Source organism: Kiloniella sp. EL199 (assembly GCF_900313065.1).
Lineage (GTDB): Bacteria > Pseudomonadota > Alphaproteobacteria > Kiloniellales > Kiloniellaceae > Kiloniella.
Window position 1 is genome coordinate 15,690 of the sequence record NZ_OMPU01000006.1, and the last position, 19,580, is coordinate 35,269.

Consider the following 19,580-nt stretch of genomic DNA (forward strand, 5'->3'; position numbering starts at 1 on the left):
ATAATGCAACAAGAAGAAACACAAGAGCTTTGGTCGGAAAAGCTGTGGGCGGGATCAAGTCGCTATGTGCTGACGGGGGTGTTGACTGTGGCGACCCTTGTCATTGGGCTCGGCGGTTGGTCTGTGATGGCCTCAATCTCTGGCGCCGTGATTGCCACAGGGGTGGTTATTGTTGAAGGCAAGCCCAAAACYATTCAGCATCTGGATGGGGGGTTGGTTGGCGAGATCCTTGCCAAGGATGGCGATAGCGTTAAAGCAGGGGATGTACTGGTGCGTCTGGATGAGACCATGGTACAGACCAACTTTGTGATTACCGAGAACCGTCTCTATGAAGCCTATGCACAGCGAGAACGTTTGATTGCCGAACGGGATGGTAAAGAGACAGTCGAGATTCCATCTCAGTTTGAAGCTCTGCCCAAAGACGCTGAAGAATGGCAGATCCATCGAGATCACATCAATCTCTTTCAGGCTCGGGAAAGTACCCGTAAAGGTCAGGTCAGTCAGCTGAGGAAACGTATTACCCAATCCGGCAATGAAATCTCTGGCCTCAAGGGCTTGCGGAAATCCAAGAAGCAACAGGGAGACTTCATCTCTCAAGAGCTTACGGGTCTGCGCAAGCTCTATGAAAAAGGTCATGCAACACTCCCGCGCTTGCTGACACTGGAGCGGGAAGCAGCCAGACTGGATGGAGAAATATCCGAACTTRTTGCCAACATTGCCCGTGTTGAAAACCAGATCGGGGAGGCCGAGTTACAAATCCTGCAGGTCGAACAGGATTACCGTGAACGGGCTTTGACGGAGCTTAAGGAAACCAATTCCTCCATATCCGAGTTGGAAGAACAGAAAATAGCCTATCAGGAACAGTTGGCACGGGTGGAAATCAAGGCCCCGGTTGATGGTATTATCCATGGCTCCAGTATCTTTACGGTAGGTGGCGTGGTTTCTCCGGCAGAACCTCTGATGCAGATCGTGCCCTTTGATGAACGCTTGACCGTCGAAGCACAGGTTGATCCGCAGAATGTCGATCAAGTCTACAGCGGCCAACCGGCGGTGGTTAAGTTTCCTGCCTTTAACCAAAAGGTCACACCGGAACTCAACGGCTATGTCCTCAAAGTCTCTCCGGACCGACTACAGGACCCACAAAGTGGCATACCTTATTATCAAGGCATCATTGAAATCCCCGAAGAAGAAATGGCGCGTCTGAACACTGCCAAACTCGTTCCTGGTATGCCCGCTGAAGTCTATATCCAAACCGGCGAGCGTTCAGCTCTGAGCTACCTGATAAAGCCACTGACAGATCAGTTAGAGAGAGCTTCACTTCTTATGTGCAGGCAGTTATATCTTGAGTTTTGCTTAATATCTTAGAAAACTACAACCTCTTAAGGTATATAAGAATATCTGGAAACATTCCTATTCCACATAAATGGAAATATGTCTGACAGGGTCAACGAGATCTATCAGCGTTTTACGCCAAGTATAGAAGTTTATTCGATTGATGAGAGCTTTCTGCGTTTCGCGGGGGGCGGTGCTGTTGATAATTTGGAGGCTTTGACTGAACTGGGTCACGATATTCGTAAAGCGGTGTGTCAGTATACCGGGTTGCCAGTCTGTGTCGGGATTTCGACAACAAAAACCCTGGCCAAGGTTGCGAACCGCATTGCCAAGAAGAATAGTCAGTATGATGGTGTGTTTGTATTTAAACCGGATAATAAGGCGCAGCTTCAACAGATATCTATCGGCGATGTCTGGGGGATTTCACGTCGGTTAACACCAAAATTACAGGCGCTGGGTATCTATAGCGCGCTTGATCTTGCCTCTGCTGATCCCAAGCGTATTCGATCTGGCTTCAATGTTGTACTCGAACGTATGGTGCATGAACTTAATGGCATTTCATGTCTTGCGGTCGAAGAAGTGGTACCGCCCCGGAAAAGTATTATCGTTTCCCGTGGGTTTGGTCGCTATCTGAGTAATCTTTCTCTTATTCAACAGGCTGTTGCGGCGCACGCGACCCGAGCCGGAGAAAAGCTGCGGAGACAACAGCTTGCGGCAAATAAGTTGAGTATTTCTTTGCGTACCAGCCCGCATGGTAAAGATCAGGCCTATTACAAAAAATCCTTTAGTGTCACTTTTGCCGAAGCGACCGATGAAACTGCCTTATTGATCAAGGCGGCAGAACATTGCCTCAAGAAAGTTTATCGGGAAGGATTGCTGTACCAGAAGGCCGGGGTTTTCCTTGGCGGACTGGTTGATGCTCAAGGTGTACAGCAGAATATCTTTGCCAAAGGCGATGTGAAAAAGTCAAAGGCTCTGATGAGCGTTCTGGATGATCTTAATCGTTCCCATGGGCGGGACACTGTTCGGTTCGCCGCATCGGGTATAAATGATGATTGGAAAATGAGACAGAAGATGATTTCTCCGCGCTATACCACACGGTGGAACGATCTGCCCGTTGTGAGATGAACGAGTGCATTGTTTGGGCGTTTACACGCTATGGGATAAAATTATCAACCGAGCAAAAGCTTCCGCTCTGGGACTGTTAATGCGGGTAAAACTTGCCCAGAGAAAATTTTTGCAGATTATTTGTGTTTATTTTCTCGCTAATTAGGCGAAAAGTATCCCCTGTTTCTTGTCGTAAAAACTGGCACCTATCTTGCTTCATGTTTTCTAAACTAATGATGGAAAAGAAAACATGATCAATCTTCTGAACTCTTCCTGGTTTGATCGCAATACAGCGGCCAATTCTTCGAACAATCCATATGTTCAGCAGGCGCGTGAACAGGCACTTTTGGCCAACAAAGCCAAAAACAATGTAGGTGATGCGCAAACTGAGGCAGCAAAGAATAAGGATCAGATTTCCATATCGCCGGAAGCACAAAGGTTGATTTATCAACAGCAGTTGGATAATCCCCGAACAGATCGACAAAAGGCTGCTGATCTCGTTCGTTTTATGCCAAGTAGCGTTAAATCCATGACAGGCGGGCTGAACTGGATGGATGCTGCGAAGGCTGCGACGGTTGATAGCAGTTCTGATGTTGCCAAAAAGCTCGAGGAAGCCAAAGTTAAAGATATGCTTGAATACCCTATGGAGTACTTAAGGCAGATTGGCCCTGCTGCTCTTTCTGCTCAAGCCAAGGCTATGGGATTTGAAATGCCACAATCTTTGGCTGATCTGACACAAAAACAGGCCCAGAGTTTGGTTTTTAAGCTAATGTAAAAGAAGTTATGTTAGAAGAGGGAAGATGATAGTCAAAAATTTGGACCTTGAAGTTGGGTAATAAGTTGAGTTTCAAACGTTTAATCATACGATATGATTTATGAGACAGGCACCAACCGAATGTGGGTACACTGAAATATAGATTAGGAGAGTTCGGTATGAGTGCGGGTGACTTCAAAACGTTCCTGAAAGAAAAAACAGTTTTACCAAAAGACGCTGCGGGATGGATTGATCTCTTCCTCGCTGACCTTAATGTCCCCGAAATTTCAAATTTTAATGAACTCAAAACCTATTTGAATAAACATGTCCAGGGCCCGAATAAAAAAGAACGCCTGAAAAGCGTTCCTCATTACTGGGAAGAGTATGAAAAAAGCTTAAAGGACGAAGACGTACAGTAGATAACTGTACCAAGGTGCGTATAATGCGAGGGAACCTAGCTGTTTTAATTTATTGAGGTTGTCCCCTATTTACATACTATTAAACAATCATCGCCGTTTGTTCGTACCTTTAAAGTACCCGATTTATAGGGGGAGATTAGGTTGTGGAGGAAGCAAGTCAGGCTTTTTTGGTGGCACAGGAATATGCCCAAAAACAAATTGACTGGTATAGTCTTTTTGGCATCACCAAGTTGATTTTGTTTAGGATAACCGGGGTTCTATCAATTGTTTGTGCTATTTTTATCGCATATTTTTCTGCGACGTTTGACGATAATAAGTTAACATTCTTCAACTTTTCAAAGAAGAAACTCATAACAATCCTGGCTATCTTAAGTGCGCTTTGTGTTTCCTTGTCCGGTTTCTTTGGGTGGAAGGGGGCGTGGGAAACACATCGCATCGCCCAATTTCAAATAGAGGCCTTGGTCGTTGAAGCAAAGATCCAAAAATTTAAACTGGAAAGCGACGGTGATGTTGCAGGGGTGTTCATACTCGCAGATGAATTGTCGCAAAAAACAGCCACGATAGTTCAGAACGAAAGTACTGACTATTTCGCGTTAATACCCAATATAAACGAAGCAGTTAAGCGCCCGTAATGCCATAAGGGACCCATTTCTTTATGCTGATTGTTGTTGGGAGCTATGTGGTGCGATGTGCTAGTTGTTGATAAAGGGGCGTGCTTCTGAAAAACCTTCAGTTGCTTGCGTCGCTATTCCACGAACATAACCAGCTGATTTCCCTGTTGTTGCTACGACCATGTAATTTTCTTTATCAAAATATGCACGAAAACAATGCGTGAATTTTTTTGATTCTCTGTATTTGAGGCACAACCTGTTATCAAAAATTTTCCACTGCCCAGTTATCTTTTTTGAGCAACTCCATTGGTTGGGAACATTAGCTGTATCGCAATAGCGATAAATCGAATATCCATCCTCATTATAAAACTCCATCCAGTAGGAGCGGTAATTGTTGAGCGGAATTGATGGTGTGCTGACGTATTCACCGGTTACTGTTTTGTTTAGTATTAGATGAGTAATTTCTTCTCCGGATAATGCTACAAGCCCCTTATTTTTTAGGTTTTCTTCGGGCGTATTTTTCAGGGATTGGGCCGTGAATGTAGTGTCTTTGCTATTTGATGCACACGCAACTAACAGCAGACTGAAAAACGTTAAGAGTAATTTTTTGTAGATCATTGGTTAAATAATTTTGTGAGGTTTGAGAATGGAACATACATAGTATTTTGTGTGTTTTATATGGTTTATTCAGCCTAAGGAAGAGGTGGCGTTATTCATTGCGAATAATATTATAAAAAAACATCTTTTCGTATTGCCTCGTCGCCCAATATTTAAATCCATTGGCTGTTACTTCTGCTCTTTTGTTTTGCGTAGTAAGAACAGGGGTGACAGTGTCTTTAATGATTTGTGTCACTTCGTCAGTGTCCAAGGAAGGGTCAACAATTAATGCTGCGCTGATGGCAAGCAGAAGAAATTTACTTCTATCTCCGTTAACTACAGAAACAGAGGCTGTGAGTTTTGAGAATTTTTGACCTTTAGTCATTAAAATACTGTCGTTGCCCACATGATAGCTACAATAGGATATCGGGCCAGTTTCGCATTTCTTACCTGTAATTTCATATTCCAAGTTGAGTTTTTGCATTGTTTCTTCAAAGGTGTTCTCAAACTCAGTGAAATTAGCTCCCTCTTTCAAAGTATTATCTGCAAAGGCAATATTGGTGGACATGCACAAATTGATAACAAAGAACGTTTTAATTATAAATTTCATAAGCCAAATTCCCCTTGATAAGGGAACTCTCGAATAAGAGGCTCTGGATGTCTAGAAATAATTGCTCTCAAATCCTTAAAAATAGCGGTAAAGGAGATGGTGTCACAAAATACATGATATACAGGATGTGTTTTGAGATGTGGTATAAGAGGCTAAATTGCTAGCCCATTTGCTAGCCAGAGCATTATTATCGAATTGATGATTTAACTAAGTGCTTGAAAAGAAGTGGTGCCTCCACCAGGACTTGAACCCGGAACCCCCTGATTACAAATCAGGTGCTCTACCAGTTGAGCTATAGAGGCACTGTGGCCAGTCACTCTTTTTTTCGACTTCGTTAGGAAGCTATCGTGACGACGAGGCGGAATTTAGGTGATTCGTTTAAATTACTCAAGAGGAAAATGACAAAAAAAATATTTTTTTTATTTTTTGTATAGATCTTTGATATTAAAGGATTATTTTTACGCTTTGTTTTCCCCTCGGCAAGGTCGGTGTCTCGGGATATTAAGGACTCTGATTTTTTTCTGAACTTTGTGATGATTTATAACAGAGCGCGCGCAGTGGTTCATTTTTGTTTTAACTGGCTTTAAACAAAAATGAAGTCCCGATGTTAACCTTTATCTATTCAGAGGATAACAATCTATGTAATTGGTTATACTGAAATATTTGTTATTCTTACTGTATGGTTAATTTTTTGTGAATTTTTTTGTCACAGGAATGCCTTAGCTTTGCCCCGGGCATGCTACACCCCTTTTACGCAAGGTTTTCTATACTGTCTTTAATGATTGGTGCGACAGTTAAGGATGCTTGCAATGGATTATGATACTCGGAATTTTGATTTCAAGGTTACTGACTTCGAAGCTGTGGTTTCTTCTGAGAAGGTAGATTTGTCGACGGCTGCACGAAGAGTATCATCTGATCAGGTGGATCTTGCTCGTTTGGCTCCTGGAGATCTGCTGGATAATGATTTGTGTTCTGTTCCCGTTCTGGACGCGACAGGTTTGAGCGATATGCTGAGTGGAGATCTCTCGCTTCTGGCATCCTGACGAAATATGATTAACAATCGCTGACATAACCGCATCTGTTTTATAAAAGCCTTCTTGGTTGTCAACTTGAGAAGGCTTTTTATTGGGCATTACCCAAAGAATAAGGCGAGCCTCATAGCAAGATCTCGCCTTACCTCGTTCAATCATTCCTCTGGATCAAATGTACGATCTTAAAAGCGCCTACTTTACAGACCGAGTACTTTTGCGCCTGCTACATATTCTAGGCCGTGTGCTTCCGCAACAGGTTCACAGGTAACTTTACCAAAGGCAACGTTCAGGCCTTCCATCAGGTGTGGATCGTCTGCAAGTGCTTTTTTGTAGCCTTTATTTGCCAGTGCAAGAGCGAATGGCAGGGTGGCGTTGTTCAGGGCAATAGTTGATGTGCGGGCAACAGCGCCTGGCATGTTGGCAACGCAATAGTGGATAATGCCGTCAACTTCATAGGTTGGATCCTGATGCGTTGTGGCGTGTGATGTTTCAAAGCAACCGCCCTGGTCAATCGCGATATCGACCAGAACAGAACCCGGGCGCATCTTGCCCAACAATTCACGGCTGACAAGTTTAGGTGCTGAAGCTCCGGGAACAAGAACAGCGCCGATAACCAGATCAGCTTCGGATACGTATTTTTCAATGGCGTCAACTGTGGAATAAACAACTTTTAGCTTGTTGCCATAGAGACTGTTCAACTCATCGATACGCGGTAGGGAACGGTCAAGAATTGTGACCTCTGCTTCAAGTCCCATTGCCATGCGTGCGGCGTGCGTTCCAGAAACACCACCTCCGATGATAACGACTTTACCCGGTGCAACACCGGGAACACCGCCCAGAAGAACGCCGGAACCATTTGCAGCTTTGTGCAGGCAATTGGCGCCAACGTGAACTGACATGCGACCTGCTACTTCTGACATCGGGCGTAATAGAGGGAGGGCGCCTTTTGTATCGGTAACAGTTTCGTATGCGACAGCAACACAGCCTGATTCAAGCAGGCCATGTGTTTGTGGTGCATCGGGTGCCAGATGCAAATAAGTGAAGAGCAATTGCCCTTCACGAAGTTGTTTGTATTCAACTTCCTGAGGTTCTTTCACTTTCACAACCATTTCAGCTTTGGCGAAAACTTCTGCAGCGGTAGCTACGATTGACGCACCAGCGGCTTCATAATCAGCATCTGTAAAGCCAATACCACCCCCGGCATTGGTTTCAATAATAACTTGATGACCGTTGTGAACGAGCTCTCTGACAGAGCTTGGAACCAAGCCGACACGATACTCGTGGTTCTTGATTTCCTTTGGAACACCAATCAACATGTTTTTCTCTTTCCTTAATATGTCGCACAAACTGCTATTTTTCTAATTGTGCTCTTAGTTTATTTTAGCAGCAGGTTCTTAAAAGGGTGCAGACCAATCTTTTTGATGGGTCCACACCGGTTACCCGTTCTGTTTTTACAGACGGTTTAGCCCAAATCGTTCAGAACGGTCTGGATTGTTTCAAATATCTGATCAATCTGCCCTTTTTCGATAATCAGTGGTGGCGACAGGGCGATGATGTCACCTGTGACACGAATGAGGACGCCTTTTTCAAAACATTTTCTAAAGGCTTCATAGGCACGTTTACCGACTTCACCGGGGCGTGATTCCAATTCGATAGCGCCGATCAGACCTAGATTGCGAATGTCAATAACGTGGCGAGTACCTTTCAGATTGTGTGCAGCATTGCCCCAATAATCTTCAAGCTCCTGAGCACGTTGGAATAGCCCTTCTTCTTTGTAAGTTTCAAGAGTGGCAAGTCCGGCAGCCGCAGCCACAGGATGACCGGAATAGGTATATCCGTGGAACAGTTCGATTGAGCTGCTCGGGTCATTATCGGCAGCTTCTTCAAAGGCCTTGTAGATACCCTCGCGACAAATAACGCCACCCATCGGGATTGTGCCATTGGTCAGGCCTTTGGCGCATGTGATCATATCAGGCTTTACGCCAAATTTATCAACGGCAAATGGAGTTCCGAGACGGCCAAAACCGGTAATAACTTCATCAAAGATCAAAAGGATACCGTGCTTGTCACAGATCGCACGCAGCTTTTCCAGATAGCCTTTTGGTGGCATTAGCACACCTGTCGATCCAGCCATTGGTTCAACGATGACCGCTGCAATAGTTGAGGGGTCGTGCAGGGCGCAGATACGTTCCAGGTCATCGGCCAAATGGGCACCCCATTCTGGTTGACCCTTTGTATAGGCCTGTTTTTCGAGATTGTGTGTATGGGATAAATGGTCAACGCCGGCGAGCAAGGTACCAAAAACATTGCGATTTTTTACGATCCCGCCGACAGAAATACCGCCAAAGCCGGTTCCGTGATAACCACGTTCTCTTCCAATAAGGCGTGTGCGCTGTCCTTCACCACGTGCTCTGTGGTAGGCGAGGGCTATTTTTAGGGCAGAGTCCACTGCTTCTGAGCCAGAGTTGCAGAAGAACATGTGGTCATAACCATCCAGCATTGCTGTAACGCGGGAAGCCAGCTCGAAAGCAAGGGGGTGACCAAGTTGAAATGTGGGTGCAAAGTCGAGCTTGGCAATGGTTTCCTGTACAGCCGTCGTAATACGGTCACAAGCATGTCCTGCATTACAGCACCAAAGGCCGGCAGTGCCATCAAGAACCTGATTGCCTTCAATTGTTGTGTAATGCATGCCTTTGGCGCTTGTTAGCATCAAAGGCTCTTTCTTGTATTTTCTGTTCCAGGTAAAAGGCATCCAGAACGCATCAAGATTGTTTGGTGATCTATCGAATTCGGGTAGGTCACTCATTATACCTGCCTCCCATGCTCGGTGTTTAGGGTTCAGTGTTTCGGTTTGATGCTCTGTCGTTGCGTTTTTTCGGCGCGTGATCGTTTTTGGCATCGCTTATTAAAATAACCATACATGATTAAAAAAATAGGCAACACCCCCTTTTTTATACCCATATAGTGGTTTTTTTGTTAATAGTGTTAATAATAATAAGCATGAAAGTGAAAATGATGGAAGATGATGATTTTGACCTTGGTCTGCGTCTGAGGGCATTGCGACAGTTGAATGGTTTATCGCAACGCGAGTTAGCAAAAAGAGCCGGAGTCTCTAACGCTGTTATTTCGCTGATTGAACAAAATAAGAGCAGTCCCTCGGTTGGAGTTTTGAAAAAGGTTCTGGCAGGAATTCCTATATCGGTTTCTGCTTTTTTTTCGGAAGATTTGACACCAAGGCAAAAGGTTTTTTACCGGTCAGAAGACCTAACTGAAATCGGGAGTGGAAATATCTCTTACCGGCAGGTTGGTCGTGATCTGAGTGACAGAGCACTACAGATTCTACACGAGAGGCTTCAACCCGGCGCAGATACGGGCGAGACGCTCTTGCGTCATGAATCTGAAGAATCCGGAATTATTGTAAGTGGAGAGATTGAACTGACTGTCGGTGATCAGAGAAAAATCCTCAAGGCAGGGGATGCTTTCTACTTTGACAGTCGTATTCCGCATCGATGGCGAAATCCGGGGACAAAGGAAGCCGTTATTATTTCAGCCTGCACGCCACCAACATTTTAAACCTCTGGCATTTTAAAGTGGGCAGTTTGCGTGAATGATCAGCGTATATGATTGTGTCGGTGTTGAAAGAAGAGGGTATTGTCAGGGATAAAAGTTACCAATTTAACTTGGGCATGATGGCCCGTGGGCTTTCACCTGCGTGTTTTGCAACTTCCTGTACCTTATCAGGTTCTAACTGGCCATCTGGTTTCATCATTAGATCTTTGGCGTGAATGCCCCCACCAATCCATATACTGTCGATACCCGCCTGTCTGGCCCCACGGATATCTGTGCTCAAACTATCACCGATCATAACGCTGCGGGATCTGGAGATTTGTGTGTGTTGGGCAAATACACAGTTGTAGATTGCGGGGTCGGGTTTGCCAAAGCGTTCAACCGTTCCGCCCAACTTTTCATAAAGAGCAGCTATGGTCCCCGGACAAGGTATAATTCTGCCGCCACGATTTATGATCATGTCCGGGTTTGCACAGATCATTGGCAGGTTGAGTGCGAGCGCAGATTTCAATAACCCTGTGTAATCTTCAACTTGTTCTGCCTCTTCTTGAAAGAAGCCGGTACAAATAATTAACTCTGCATCTTTCAGAGCAACCTCTTGCCCGCCACAGGCATTCAAGGTTGGTTGCGCTCGTTCAGGGCCAATATGAAAATATCTTGGCTCGATGGGATTGTTTTGTTCCCTTGCTCTACTGGACATTATGTTTGCAGTGACATCACCAGAGGTTAACAATTTGTCATACATATATTCCTCTATACCAATCTTTGCGAGGTGAGCAGCAATAGAAGGGCTCAATCTCGCAGCATTGGATAAGAGGATAACCTGGCTGTTCTTTCGCTTACGCAAATGATTCAGGCACTCTATGGCATCTGGATAAGCTATGATGCCATTATGTAGTACGCCCCAAAGGTCAATGATGAAGAGGTCATAATCGTCGGCAACTTCTGACAAATTTTTCAGAATTGGTATGTTCATGGAATGCTCTCAGATCGTCTATGGGCAGGGAGCCTTTTAGATACCAATATACCCAGACCTGTTTTGGCTCAAGAAGCACAGCACACTTGAATTCCGAATGAAATCTATTATTAAGATTAGAAATGTACTGCTATATATGGACATTACCTATCTGACAGACTTTCACCGTCCGTTAGCATCGAGTCAATCTGTGCGAGTGCGTTAACTTCCAGACGAGCAGCTTGTTCTTCTGTGAAAACACCGGTTTTGAGGGACGCAAAAGCGATATTGACCAGCACAATGCCAAGTCGATTGGCAATGAACTCTTCAGTTTCAACTTTATTGAACAGTCCTTCTTCTCGACCCTTTTCGAGAACGGCGGTGAGGCGTTCGTAATAGGGGTAAAGAATAGCTTCATTAGCATTGAATGCATCAATGCCCTGTGGGGCAGCGAGATCTGCGAGCAAGACAAGTACATGTGCTCTGTTTGTTGTGTAGCGGCGTACCATCAGGCGTGTATGTTCTCTCAGGGCCTCTCGAGGTGGAAGATTTTCGATTTCATCAAAATCTTCGATGATACCTTCCAGTATACGTTTCCCAATTTCAATGAGCACTGCGCTTCGACCCGCAAAATGTGCGTAAAGAGAAGGGAGTTGAATGCCGATCTCTTTTGTGATGTCTTTCAGCTTGAGGCCCTCTACACCGTGCTGGGCGATGAGTTGCTCTGCGACATCGACAATCAGGTCACGTGTGCTTAAAGAACTGGAGAGGTATCTATTACGTTTTGGTGGAGGCATTGTCTGGTTCTGCTGGTGCTATTATTGAAGGTCATATTTTTCTGCACTTCATTTATGGTGCATTTTTATTGTTTTGAGTAGCGAGATTTTTCGCTCGTTATTGTTTATCCTAACTTAGTTAGGTGTTTTTTGCAAACTGGACAAACGTTCACGTAAATTGATTACGGCAGGCAGTCTTAGGCGAAAAAACAAATAGGTAAATCGCAACAACCTTACCTGACGGCGTTATTGTCGGCACCGTCAGGCTAACTGGGAATGTTCTTCAGATTTAATTGCTGCGGGCTGTTTCATATAGAGCAACTGCAGCGGCACTGGAAACATTAAGAACCCCAAAAGTATCAGAGGTTGGCAGGTTAACCAGCATATCGCAGTGTTCGCGGGTGAGGCGTCTGAGGCCGACACCTTCGGCGCCCATGATAAGAGCGATTTTGCCGTTAGCAGGCAGGGCATCTGACAGTAGTTTTTCCCCTTCACTTGCAAGCCCATAACACCAAAAGCCAGCTTCCTTGATTTGTTCCAAAGCGCGCACAAGATTTGTAACGCCAACATAGGGGATGTGTTCAAGTGCCCCGGAAGCGGCTTTGGCTAATGATCCTGTTGGTTGGGCTGAGTTTCTGTCGGTGGTAATGACGGCCTTGGCACCAAATGCAGCCGCAGAACGTAAAATTGCCCCGACGTTCTGCGGATCGGTAACCTGGTCAAGGATTAACAGAACGGTTCTGCCTTCTGCCTGAAATTCCCAGTCCTCATCGCCTTTTTTACCAGCAGCACGTTCTGCAAGTTTAATTTCGGTCAGAATGTCTTCTATATAAGTCTCTTCCAAAGCTGATGCGAGGCAGGCGATACCCTGATGTACAGCACCGGGGGGAAGAAGTTCGTTCAGATCGTTATTTGCGACATGGTCGGGAACAAGTTTTCGTTCCGTTTCATATTCAACTTCAGTCAGCTCCGATTCCAGTTTGGATTTTGTATCTGGCGTGATTGCGAATCGTTTTATCTGACGATCTGGATTCCCAAGTGCTGCAAGTACCGCATGAATTCCATAGAGCCATAAATTTCCTGCTCCGGGATTTTCTCTTTTGCCTGAGCGTTGTGAAGAGTTCTTTTTTCGCAGTTTTTTGGGCTTTGCCATGACAGTCGTTTGCTCCGGAGTTTTAGTTTCATCGTCTATATGGCAGTTCATCGCGAAGAAAAAAACAGGAATGATGATATTTTTATAGATCTTCCAGTTGACATGCGTCTGGAAATGAACATATTTCGCATCATCAACGCACACCGAAATACTCGGTAGCTGAAGCCTCACCCTAGAGGTTGCGTGGATAACATGGAGGGATGCCCGAGTGGCTAAAGGGGGCGGACTGTAAATCCGCTGGCGTCTGCCTACGTTGGTTCGAATCCAACTCCCTCCACCATCCACATTTTCAGTATTTCAAGTTAGGTTGTGTGATGTATGCGGGTGTAGCTTAGTGGTAAAGCCCTAGCCTTCCAAGCTAGTTATGGGGGTTCGATTCCCCCCACCCGCTCCAAAATTTATCCCTGAAGCTCGCATGCTTTGAAGTGCGGGCTTTTAATGTATTTGAGCTTGAGGACGCGTGGTCGTCCATCAGAACTGGAATTAGGCGAGATGGCTAAGGAAAAGTTTGAGCGGACGAAACCGCACTGTAACGTAGGCACAATTGGTCACGTTGACCATGGTAAGACAACTCTTACTGCTGCGATCACAAAAGTATTGGCTGAGCAGAACGGCCAGGACGCGACAGCGTTTGAAGATATTGATAAGGCACCTGAAGAGCGTGCACGTGGTATCACCATTTCTACGGCACACGTTGAGTATGAGACAGAAGGTCGTCACTATGCTCACGTTGACTGCCCGGGTCACGCTGACTATGTGAAGAACATGATCACTGGTGCTGCTCAGATGGATGGTGCTATTTTGGTTGTTAACGCAGCTGATGGTCCAATGCCACAGACCCGTGAGCACATTCTTCTTGCTCGTCAGGTTGGTGTTCCTGCTCTAGTTGTTTTCATGAACAAGGTTGACCAGGTTGACGATGAAGAGCTTTTAGAGCTTGTTGAGATGGAAATCCGTGAGCTTCTTTCTTCTTATGACTTCCCGGGCGACGATATTCCGATCGTAGCTGGTTCAGCTCTTGCTGCTCTGGAAGGTCGTGACGACAACATCGGTAAAGAGAAGATTCTTGAGCTGATGAAAGCTGTTGATGATTACATCCCACAGCCAGATCGTCCGGTTGATCAGGACTTCCTGATGCCAATCGAAGACGTGTTCTCTATCTCAGGCCGTGGTACAGTTGTTACCGGTCGTGTTGAGACAGGTGTTCTTAAAGTTGGTGAAGAGATCGAGATCGTTGGTATCCGTGATACTCAGAAAACGACTTGTACTGGTGTTGAAATGTTCCGCAAGCTTCTCGATCAGGGTGAAGCGGGTGATAACGTTGGTGCACTTCTACGTGGCGTTGGTCGTGAAGATGTTGAGCGTGGTCAGGTTCTTGCGAAGCCAGGTTCGATTACRCCTCAYACAAACTTCAAGGCAGAAGCTTATATTCTGACGAAAGAAGAGGGTGGTCGTCACACACCATTCTTCTCTAACTATCGTCCACAGTTTTACTTCCGTACCACAGATGTTACGGGTGTTGTTTCTCTGCCAGAGGGTACAGAGATGGTAATGCCAGGTGATAACATTGCTATGGATGTTGAGCTTATTGCGCCAATCGCGATGAGCGATGGTCTGCGTTTTGCGATCCGTGAAGGCGGCCGTACCGTTGGTGCTGGTGTCGTTTCAAGCATCTCAAAATAAAAAAAGTAAAATAGTTGTTGATAGCGACGGTGCGTTTTGGTAAAGAACGCACCGTCGCTTCTTTCTGCGACGAAATTGTTTATATTAACTCTGAAAGGGGTTAACTGCGTTCCAATGCCGTGAATGGTACGAACGGGTTAATCAAAGGGTGGCTGAGAATGTCCAGCCAGAATATTAGAATTCGCCTAAAGGCGTACGATCACAGGGTCCTGGACCAATCTACATCTGAGATCGTAGGGACTGCCAAGCGCACAGGTGCGCAGGTTCAAGGTCCTATTCCTCTACCGACTCGCATTGAGAAATTCACAGTCCTTCGTGGTCCTCACATCGATAAGAAAAGTCGTGAGCAGTTCGAAATCAGAACTCACAAGCGTCTTATTGACATCGTTGAGCCAACACCACAAACCGTAGACGCGCTTATGAAGCTTGATCTTGCGGCTGGTGTTGATGTTGAGATTAAACTGAAAGGCTAAGCAATGCGTACGGGTCTTATTGCGCAGAAACTTGGTATGTCTCGCGTCTTCACGGAAGCTGGAAATCATGTTCCAGTAACTGTTTTGAAGCTAGAGAGCTGTCAGGTTGTTGCGGTCCGTAATCAAGAAACGGACGGCTATAATGCGGTTCAGCTTGGCTCTGGTGTAGCCAAGGTGAAGAATGTGAGTAAAGCTGAGCGTGGCCATTATGCCAAAGCTAAGGTTACTCCGAAGAAACATACAGCAGAATTTCGTGTATCAGCAGACGCCCTATTGGATGTCGGCGCTGAGTTGGATGCGGGTCACTTTGTTGCAGGTCAGTATGTAGACGTTACCGGTACTTCTATCGGTAAAGGTTTCGCTGGTGCGATGAAGCGTCATAATTTTGGTGGTCTACGTGCTTCGCACGGTGTTTCCGTTTCTCACCGTAGTCACGGTTCTACTGGTAACAGTCAGGATCCTGGTAAGGTGTTCAAGGGTAAGAAGATGGCTGGTCACATGGGTGATCGTCGTGTAACTACCCAGAATCTGGAAATCGTTGCTACCGATGGTGACAATGGCTTGATCCTTGTTAAGGGTGCTATTCCTGGCTCAAAAGGCGGTTGGGTTTACATTAGCGATGCTGTGAAGCGTGCACTTCCTGAAGGTGTTCCTTTCCCGGCTGGCCTAAAAGCTGCTGCTGCTGAAGCTCCTGCTGCTGAAGAGAAGGATCAATAACCATGAAGATCGCGGTTACATCCCTCGAAAATAAAAAAGCTGGTGAAGTTGAACTGAACGAAGCTGTGTTCGGTCTTCCAGTTCGTGCTGATTTACTCGCACGTATGGTCAACTATCAGCTAGCCAAGCGTCGTGCTGGCACACACAAGGTTAAGGAACGCGGCGAAGTTCGCGGTTCAACTCGTAAGATCAAGAATCAGAAAGGTGGCGGCGCTCGTCACGGTTCTATTCGTGCGAACATCTTCCGTGGTGGTGGTATTGTTCATGGACCTCGCGTTCAGGATCACTCACACGATCTTCCAAAGAAAGTTCGTCTTCTTGCTCTTAAGACTGCCCTTTCAGCAAAGGCCGCTGAAGGTAAGTTGGTTGTTCTTGATAACGCCGAAGTTAAGGAACCAAAAACCTCTGCTCTTGTTAAGCAGCTGTCTGCACTAGGCTGGTCTTCAGCTCTAGTTATCGACGGTGCTTCTGTGAACGAAGGTTTTGCTCGTGCTTCTCGCAATATCCCATGCGTTGATGTTCTGCCACAGCAGGGCGCAAACGTATTTGATATTCTGCGTCGCGACACATTGGTTTTGACCAAGGATGCTGTTGAAGCGCTGGAGGCGCGTCTAAAATGAGCAGAGCACGCGCACGTAACACCAAGCCGGTGACCATTTCTAAAGAGCGGATGTATGAAATCATCCGTCGTCCGGTCATCACCGAGAAGGCAACACTTGGTTCAGAAAATAACCAGGTTACCTTCCAAGTTCCGCTTGATGCTTCTAAGCCTGAAATCAGTCTGGCAGTTGAAGGTTTGTTTGGCGTTAAGGTTGAAGCGGTTAATACCCTTCGCGTTAAAGGCAAAACAAAACGTTTCAAAGGTCGTCCTGGTCGTCGTTCCGACGTTAAGAAGGCTATTATTTCCCTGTCTGACGGGGATAGCATCGACGTGACGACGGGAATTTAATCCGATGGCGTTGAAAACTTTTAATCCAGTCACACCAAGTCAAAGAAACCTGGTGTTGATCGATCGCTCTGATCTTTACAAAGGCAAGCCGGTTAAGAAATTAACCGAAGGCCTTACAAAGTCAGGTGGACGTAATAATAATGGTCGGATCACCATGCGCCGTCGTGGCGGTGGTCATAAGCGTTCTTACCGTATCATCGACTTCAAGCGTACAAAGTTTGATGTTGCTGCTACAGTACAACGCATTGAGTACGATCCGAACCGTACGGCGTTTATCGCCTTAATCGAATATGCAGATGGTGAGCAAGCTTATATCTTGGCTCCTCAGCGCCTGCAGGTCGGTGATAGTGTCATCTCTGGCGCTAAAACCGATGTTAAACCTGGTAATGCTATGCCACTTAGCGCGATTCCTGTGGGTACGATTGTCCACAATGTCGAGCTGAAGGCTGGCAAGGGTGGGCAGATTGCTCGTTCAGCCGGTACGTATGTACAGTTGGTTGGTCGCGATGCAGGATATGCCCAAATTCGCTTGAACTCTGGCGAGTTACGTATGGTACGCGCCGAATGCATGGCGACGGTTGGATCCGTGTCCAACCCGGACAATTCAAACCAGAAGCTTGGTAAAGCTGGCCGTAATCGTTGGCTTGGCAAGCGTCCGTCTGTCCGTGGTGTTGCTATGAACCCGGTGGACCACCCGCACGGTGGTGGTGAAGGTCGTACTTCGGGTGGTCGTCACCCGGTCACTCCTTGGGGGAAACCTACAAAGGGTGCTCGTACTCGCTCCAACAAGAAGACCGATGGGTTGATTATCCGTCGTCGTCATCAGAAACGCTAAGTGAGGGGATGGCCATATGGCTCGTTCCGTTTGGAAAGGCCCGTTTGTTGACGCCTGTCTGTTAAAGAAGGCTGAGACCGTGCGTAGCGCGGGTCGTAACGAAATTATTAAGACATGGTCCCGTCGTTCCACCATCATGCCACAGTTCGTTGGCCTGACTTTTGGTGTGTACAACGGCCGTAAGCACATCCCAGTTCTTGTAACTGAGAATATGGTTGGCCATAAATTCGGTGAATTCGCTCCATCGCGTACCTATTGGGGTCACGCAGTGGATAAGAAAGCGAAGAAAGGCAGAAAATGAGTAAGTCAAAACGTGATCGTGCGTTAGCTGACAACGAAGCTCGTGCTATTGCTGTTAACCTTCGCACTTCGCCGCGTAAACTAAACCTGGTTGCGGCAAGCATTCGTGGGAAATCTGCAGAGTCTGCTTTGGCAGAACTGACTTTCTCCAAGCGCCGTATTGCTATTGAAGTGAAAAAAGCACTTCAGTCTGCAATTGCTAATGCTGAAAACAACCATCAGCTTGATGTAGATCGTCTCTTTGTATCTGAGGCTTTCGTCGGTAAAAGCTTTGTCATGAAGCGTTTCCGGGCACGTGCTCGCGGTCGTGTTGGCCGTTTGCTCAAGCCTTGGAGCCAATTGACAGTTGTTGTCCGTGAACGCGAGGAGACAGCGTAATGGGTCAGAAGATTAATCCTATCGGCCTACGTGTCGGTATCATCCGGACCTGGGATTCTCGTTGGTTTGCAGATGGTGACTATGCTGATCTGCTTCACGAAGATCTAGGCATTCGTGAGTTTCTGCGTGAGCGCTTGAAACAAGCTGGTGTTTCTCGGATCATCATTGAGCGTCCAGCCAAGAAAGCCCGTGTTACCATTTACACTGCCCGTCCGGGTGTTGTGATCGGTAAAAAGGGATCCGATATTGAAAAACTGCGTCGTGAGCTTCAGAAACTTACTTCTAGCGAAGTACATCTGAATATCGTAGAAATCCGGAAACCAGAAATTGATGCGAAATTGGTTGCAGACAACATCTGTAGTCAGTTAGAACGTCGTGTGGCTTTCCGTCGTGCTATGAAACGATCTGTTCAGTCAGCTATGCGTCTTGGCGCACAGGGCATTCGTATTAACTGTGCTGGCCGCTTGGGTGGTGCTGAGATTGCTCGTACTGAATGGTATCGTGAAGGACGTGTTCCACTCCACACACTTCGTGCGGAAGTTGATTACGCTGAGTCCCGTGCATCCACCACTTTCGGTATCTGTGGTGTGAAGGTATGGATCTTCAAGGGCGAGATCATGGAACATGACCCAATGGCCATGGATAAGCGATCTCAGGATTCACAGGCCGCTCGTTCGTAACGGGCTTAGCTTGAGGAAATAGTAATATGTTGCAGCCAAAGCGGACTAAATTCCGCAAAGCACATAAAGGCCGGATCCACGGTAATGCTAAGGGTGGCACCCAATTAAACTTTGGTGCCTATGGTCTTAAAGCCGTAACCCCTGGTCGTGTATCTGCCCGACAAATCGAAGCGGCCCGTCGTACCGTTACACGTCATATGAAACGTGTCGGTAAGTTATGGATCCGCATCTTCCCAGACGTGCCGGTTACATCTAAACCAGCAGAAGTTCGTCAGGGTAAAGGTAAAGGTAACATCGAATGGTGGGCAGCCAGGGTTAAACCTGGTCGTGTCATCTTTGAACTCGACGGTGTTCCTTTGGACGTTGCTCGCGAGGCTTTCTCGTTGGCAGCTGCTAAACTACCAATTCAGACGAAATTTATTGTTCGTCCGGGTGAAGGAGTGAACTAATGAAATCAAGTGATCTCCGTACTAAAACGGCTGATGAGCTTAAAGAAGAGATGGTAAAGTTGCGTAAAGAGCAGTTTAACCTCCGCTTCCAACAAGCCAGCGGTCAGCTTGAAAACACGGCTCGTTGTCGTCAGGTTCGCCGCGACATTGCACGAGTTAAAACTGTCCTGCAGTCTCTGCAGGCAGCTTCTTAAGGAGTTTACA

The 19,580-nt window shown here is 46.4% G+C and carries 25 protein-coding genes and 3 tRNA genes; 20 read left to right on the top strand and 8 right to left on the bottom strand.

What is annotated here, in order from left to right:
• The first annotated feature begins 3 nt into the window (after positions 1-3).
• The 5 genes from D9A03_RS03375 (at position 4) to D9A03_RS03395 (ending at position 4,244) form a co-directional block, all read left to right on the top strand.
• Positions 4-1,365 carry an HlyD family type I secretion periplasmic adaptor subunit gene (locus D9A03_RS03375; RefSeq protein WP_120495839.1) on the top strand — a complete coding sequence of 454 codons (1,362 nt, stop codon included), beginning with the start codon at positions 4-6 and terminating at the stop codon, positions 1,363-1,365.
• Between the two features lie 66 nt (positions 1,366-1,431).
• Positions 1,432-2,460: a Y-family DNA polymerase gene (locus D9A03_RS03380; protein ID WP_120495840.1), complete on the top strand. Its 1,029-nt coding sequence runs from the start codon at positions 1,432-1,434 to the stop codon at positions 2,458-2,460.
• A gap of 229 nt (positions 2,461-2,689) precedes the next feature.
• The gene (locus D9A03_RS03385; protein WP_120495841.1) at positions 2,690-3,214 is read left to right on the top strand and encodes a hypothetical protein; all 525 of its coding nucleotides are present in this window, start codon (positions 2,690-2,692) and stop codon (positions 3,212-3,214) included.
• Between the two features lie 158 nt (positions 3,215-3,372).
• Positions 3,373-3,612, top strand: a complete 240-nt coding sequence (locus D9A03_RS03390) for a hypothetical protein (RefSeq protein WP_120495842.1) — start codon at positions 3,373-3,375, stop codon at positions 3,610-3,612.
• A 143-nt stretch (positions 3,613-3,755) separates the two neighbouring features.
• Positions 3,756-4,244: a hypothetical protein gene (locus tag D9A03_RS03395; RefSeq protein ID WP_120495843.1), complete on the top strand. Its 489-nt coding sequence runs from the start codon at positions 3,756-3,758 to the stop codon at positions 4,242-4,244.
• A 60-nt stretch (positions 4,245-4,304) separates the two neighbouring features.
• Here D9A03_RS03395 and D9A03_RS03400 read toward each other — a convergent pair whose 3' ends face one another.
• From D9A03_RS03400 to D9A03_RS03410, 3 genes are all read right to left on the bottom strand, one after another.
• Positions 4,305-4,841, bottom strand: a complete 537-nt coding sequence (locus tag D9A03_RS03400) for a hypothetical protein (protein ID WP_120495844.1) — start codon at positions 4,839-4,841, stop codon at positions 4,305-4,307.
• Between the two features lie 91 nt (positions 4,842-4,932).
• Positions 4,933-5,430, bottom strand: a complete 498-nt coding sequence (locus tag D9A03_RS03405) for a hypothetical protein (RefSeq protein ID WP_120495845.1) — start codon at positions 5,428-5,430, stop codon at positions 4,933-4,935.
• 226 nt (positions 5,431-5,656) lie between these two features.
• Positions 5,657-5,732, bottom strand: a tRNA-Thr gene (locus D9A03_RS03410).
• Between the two features lie 507 nt (positions 5,733-6,239).
• Between D9A03_RS03410 and D9A03_RS03415 the strand changes: the two genes are divergently transcribed.
• The gene (locus D9A03_RS03415) at positions 6,240-6,473 is read left to right on the top strand and encodes a hypothetical protein (protein WP_120495846.1); all 234 of its coding nucleotides are present in this window, start codon (positions 6,240-6,242) and stop codon (positions 6,471-6,473) included.
• A gap of 185 nt (positions 6,474-6,658) precedes the next feature.
• Here the strand turns inward: D9A03_RS03415 and ald are convergent, their stop codons facing one another.
• Entirely contained in the window at positions 6,659-7,777 is a 1,119-nt protein-coding gene (gene ald / locus D9A03_RS03420; RefSeq protein WP_120495847.1) for an alanine dehydrogenase, read from the bottom strand.
• 146 nt (positions 7,778-7,923) lie between these two features.
• On the bottom strand, positions 7,924-9,267 hold the full coding sequence (locus tag D9A03_RS03425; RefSeq protein WP_120495848.1) for an aspartate aminotransferase family protein: 1,344 nt from the start codon (positions 9,265-9,267) through the stop codon (positions 7,924-7,926).
• A 206-nt stretch (positions 9,268-9,473) separates the two neighbouring features.
• On the opposite strand from D9A03_RS03425, the gene D9A03_RS03430 reads away from it, so the two are divergent.
• Entirely contained in the window at positions 9,474-10,034 is a 561-nt protein-coding gene (locus tag D9A03_RS03430; protein WP_120495849.1) for a cupin domain-containing protein, read from the top strand.
• A gap of 94 nt (positions 10,035-10,128) precedes the next feature.
• On the opposite strand, the gene D9A03_RS03435 is transcribed toward D9A03_RS03430, so the two are convergent.
• From D9A03_RS03435 to rlmB, 3 genes are all read right to left on the bottom strand, one after another.
• A complete protein-coding gene (locus tag D9A03_RS03435; RefSeq protein WP_120495850.1) occupies positions 10,129-11,004 on the bottom strand; it encodes a TIGR01459 family HAD-type hydrolase in 876 nt (291 codons plus the stop codon).
• A 143-nt stretch (positions 11,005-11,147) separates the two neighbouring features.
• A complete protein-coding gene (locus D9A03_RS03440) occupies positions 11,148-11,780 on the bottom strand; it encodes a TetR/AcrR family transcriptional regulator (protein ID WP_120495851.1) in 633 nt (210 codons plus the stop codon).
• Between the two features lie 268 nt (positions 11,781-12,048).
• Positions 12,049-12,912 carry a 23S rRNA (guanosine(2251)-2'-O)-methyltransferase RlmB gene (rlmB, locus tag D9A03_RS03445; protein ID WP_162937957.1) on the bottom strand — a complete coding sequence of 288 codons (864 nt, stop codon included), beginning with the start codon at positions 12,910-12,912 and terminating at the stop codon, positions 12,049-12,051.
• A gap of 194 nt (positions 12,913-13,106) precedes the next feature.
• On the opposite strand from rlmB, the gene D9A03_RS03450 reads away from it, so the two are divergent.
• The 13 genes from D9A03_RS03450 (at position 13,107) to rpmC (ending at position 19,570) form a co-directional block, all read left to right on the top strand.
• Positions 13,107-13,192 (top strand) — tRNA-Tyr (locus tag D9A03_RS03450).
• Between the two features lie 40 nt (positions 13,193-13,232).
• Positions 13,233-13,306: transfer RNA gene (locus D9A03_RS03455), tRNA-Gly, on the top strand.
• Between the two features lie 98 nt (positions 13,307-13,404).
• Entirely contained in the window at positions 13,405-14,595 is a 1,191-nt protein-coding gene (tuf, locus tag D9A03_RS03460; RefSeq protein ID WP_120495853.1) for an elongation factor Tu, read from the top strand.
• A gap of 158 nt (positions 14,596-14,753) precedes the next feature.
• Positions 14,754-15,068, top strand: coding sequence for a 30S ribosomal protein S10 (gene rpsJ, locus D9A03_RS03465; protein ID WP_046510018.1), 315 nt, complete (start codon positions 14,754-14,756; stop codon positions 15,066-15,068).
• Between the two features lie 3 nt (positions 15,069-15,071).
• Positions 15,072-15,785: a 50S ribosomal protein L3 gene (rplC, locus tag D9A03_RS03470; protein ID WP_120495854.1), complete on the top strand. Its 714-nt coding sequence runs from the start codon at positions 15,072-15,074 to the stop codon at positions 15,783-15,785.
• 2 nt (positions 15,786-15,787) lie between these two features.
• Positions 15,788-16,405: a 50S ribosomal protein L4 gene (gene rplD, locus D9A03_RS03475; protein WP_120495855.1), complete on the top strand. Its 618-nt coding sequence runs from the start codon at positions 15,788-15,790 to the stop codon at positions 16,403-16,405.
• The gene (locus D9A03_RS03480) at positions 16,402-16,734 is read left to right on the top strand and encodes a 50S ribosomal protein L23 (RefSeq protein ID WP_120495856.1); all 333 of its coding nucleotides are present in this window, start codon (positions 16,402-16,404) and stop codon (positions 16,732-16,734) included. Before rplD ends, D9A03_RS03480 begins: the two co-directional genes overlap by 4 nt.
• Positions 16,735-16,738: 4 nt before the next feature.
• Positions 16,739-17,569: a 50S ribosomal protein L2 gene (gene rplB, locus D9A03_RS03485; protein ID WP_046510022.1), complete on the top strand. Its 831-nt coding sequence runs from the start codon at positions 16,739-16,741 to the stop codon at positions 17,567-17,569.
• A 16-nt stretch (positions 17,570-17,585) separates the two neighbouring features.
• Positions 17,586-17,870 carry a 30S ribosomal protein S19 gene (gene rpsS / locus D9A03_RS03490; RefSeq protein ID WP_046510023.1) on the top strand — a complete coding sequence of 95 codons (285 nt, stop codon included), beginning with the start codon at positions 17,586-17,588 and terminating at the stop codon, positions 17,868-17,870.
• On the top strand, positions 17,867-18,247 hold the full coding sequence (gene rplV / locus D9A03_RS03495) for a 50S ribosomal protein L22 (protein WP_046510024.1): 381 nt from the start codon (positions 17,867-17,869) through the stop codon (positions 18,245-18,247). Before rpsS ends, rplV begins: the two co-directional genes overlap by 4 nt.
• Positions 18,247-18,927, top strand: a complete 681-nt coding sequence (gene rpsC, locus D9A03_RS03500) for a 30S ribosomal protein S3 (RefSeq protein ID WP_046510025.1) — start codon at positions 18,247-18,249, stop codon at positions 18,925-18,927. The genes rplV and rpsC overlap by 1 nt, the downstream gene beginning before the upstream one ends.
• Before the next feature lie 26 nt (positions 18,928-18,953).
• Positions 18,954-19,376 (top strand): 50S ribosomal protein L16, encoded by a 423-nt coding sequence (rplP, locus tag D9A03_RS03505; RefSeq protein ID WP_085900476.1) that lies wholly within the window; start codon positions 18,954-18,956, stop codon positions 19,374-19,376.
• Positions 19,376-19,570, top strand: a complete 195-nt coding sequence (gene rpmC, locus D9A03_RS03510; RefSeq protein WP_046510027.1) for a 50S ribosomal protein L29 — start codon at positions 19,376-19,378, stop codon at positions 19,568-19,570. The genes rplP and rpmC overlap by 1 nt, the downstream gene beginning before the upstream one ends.
• Positions 19,571-19,580: the final 10 nt, after the last annotated feature.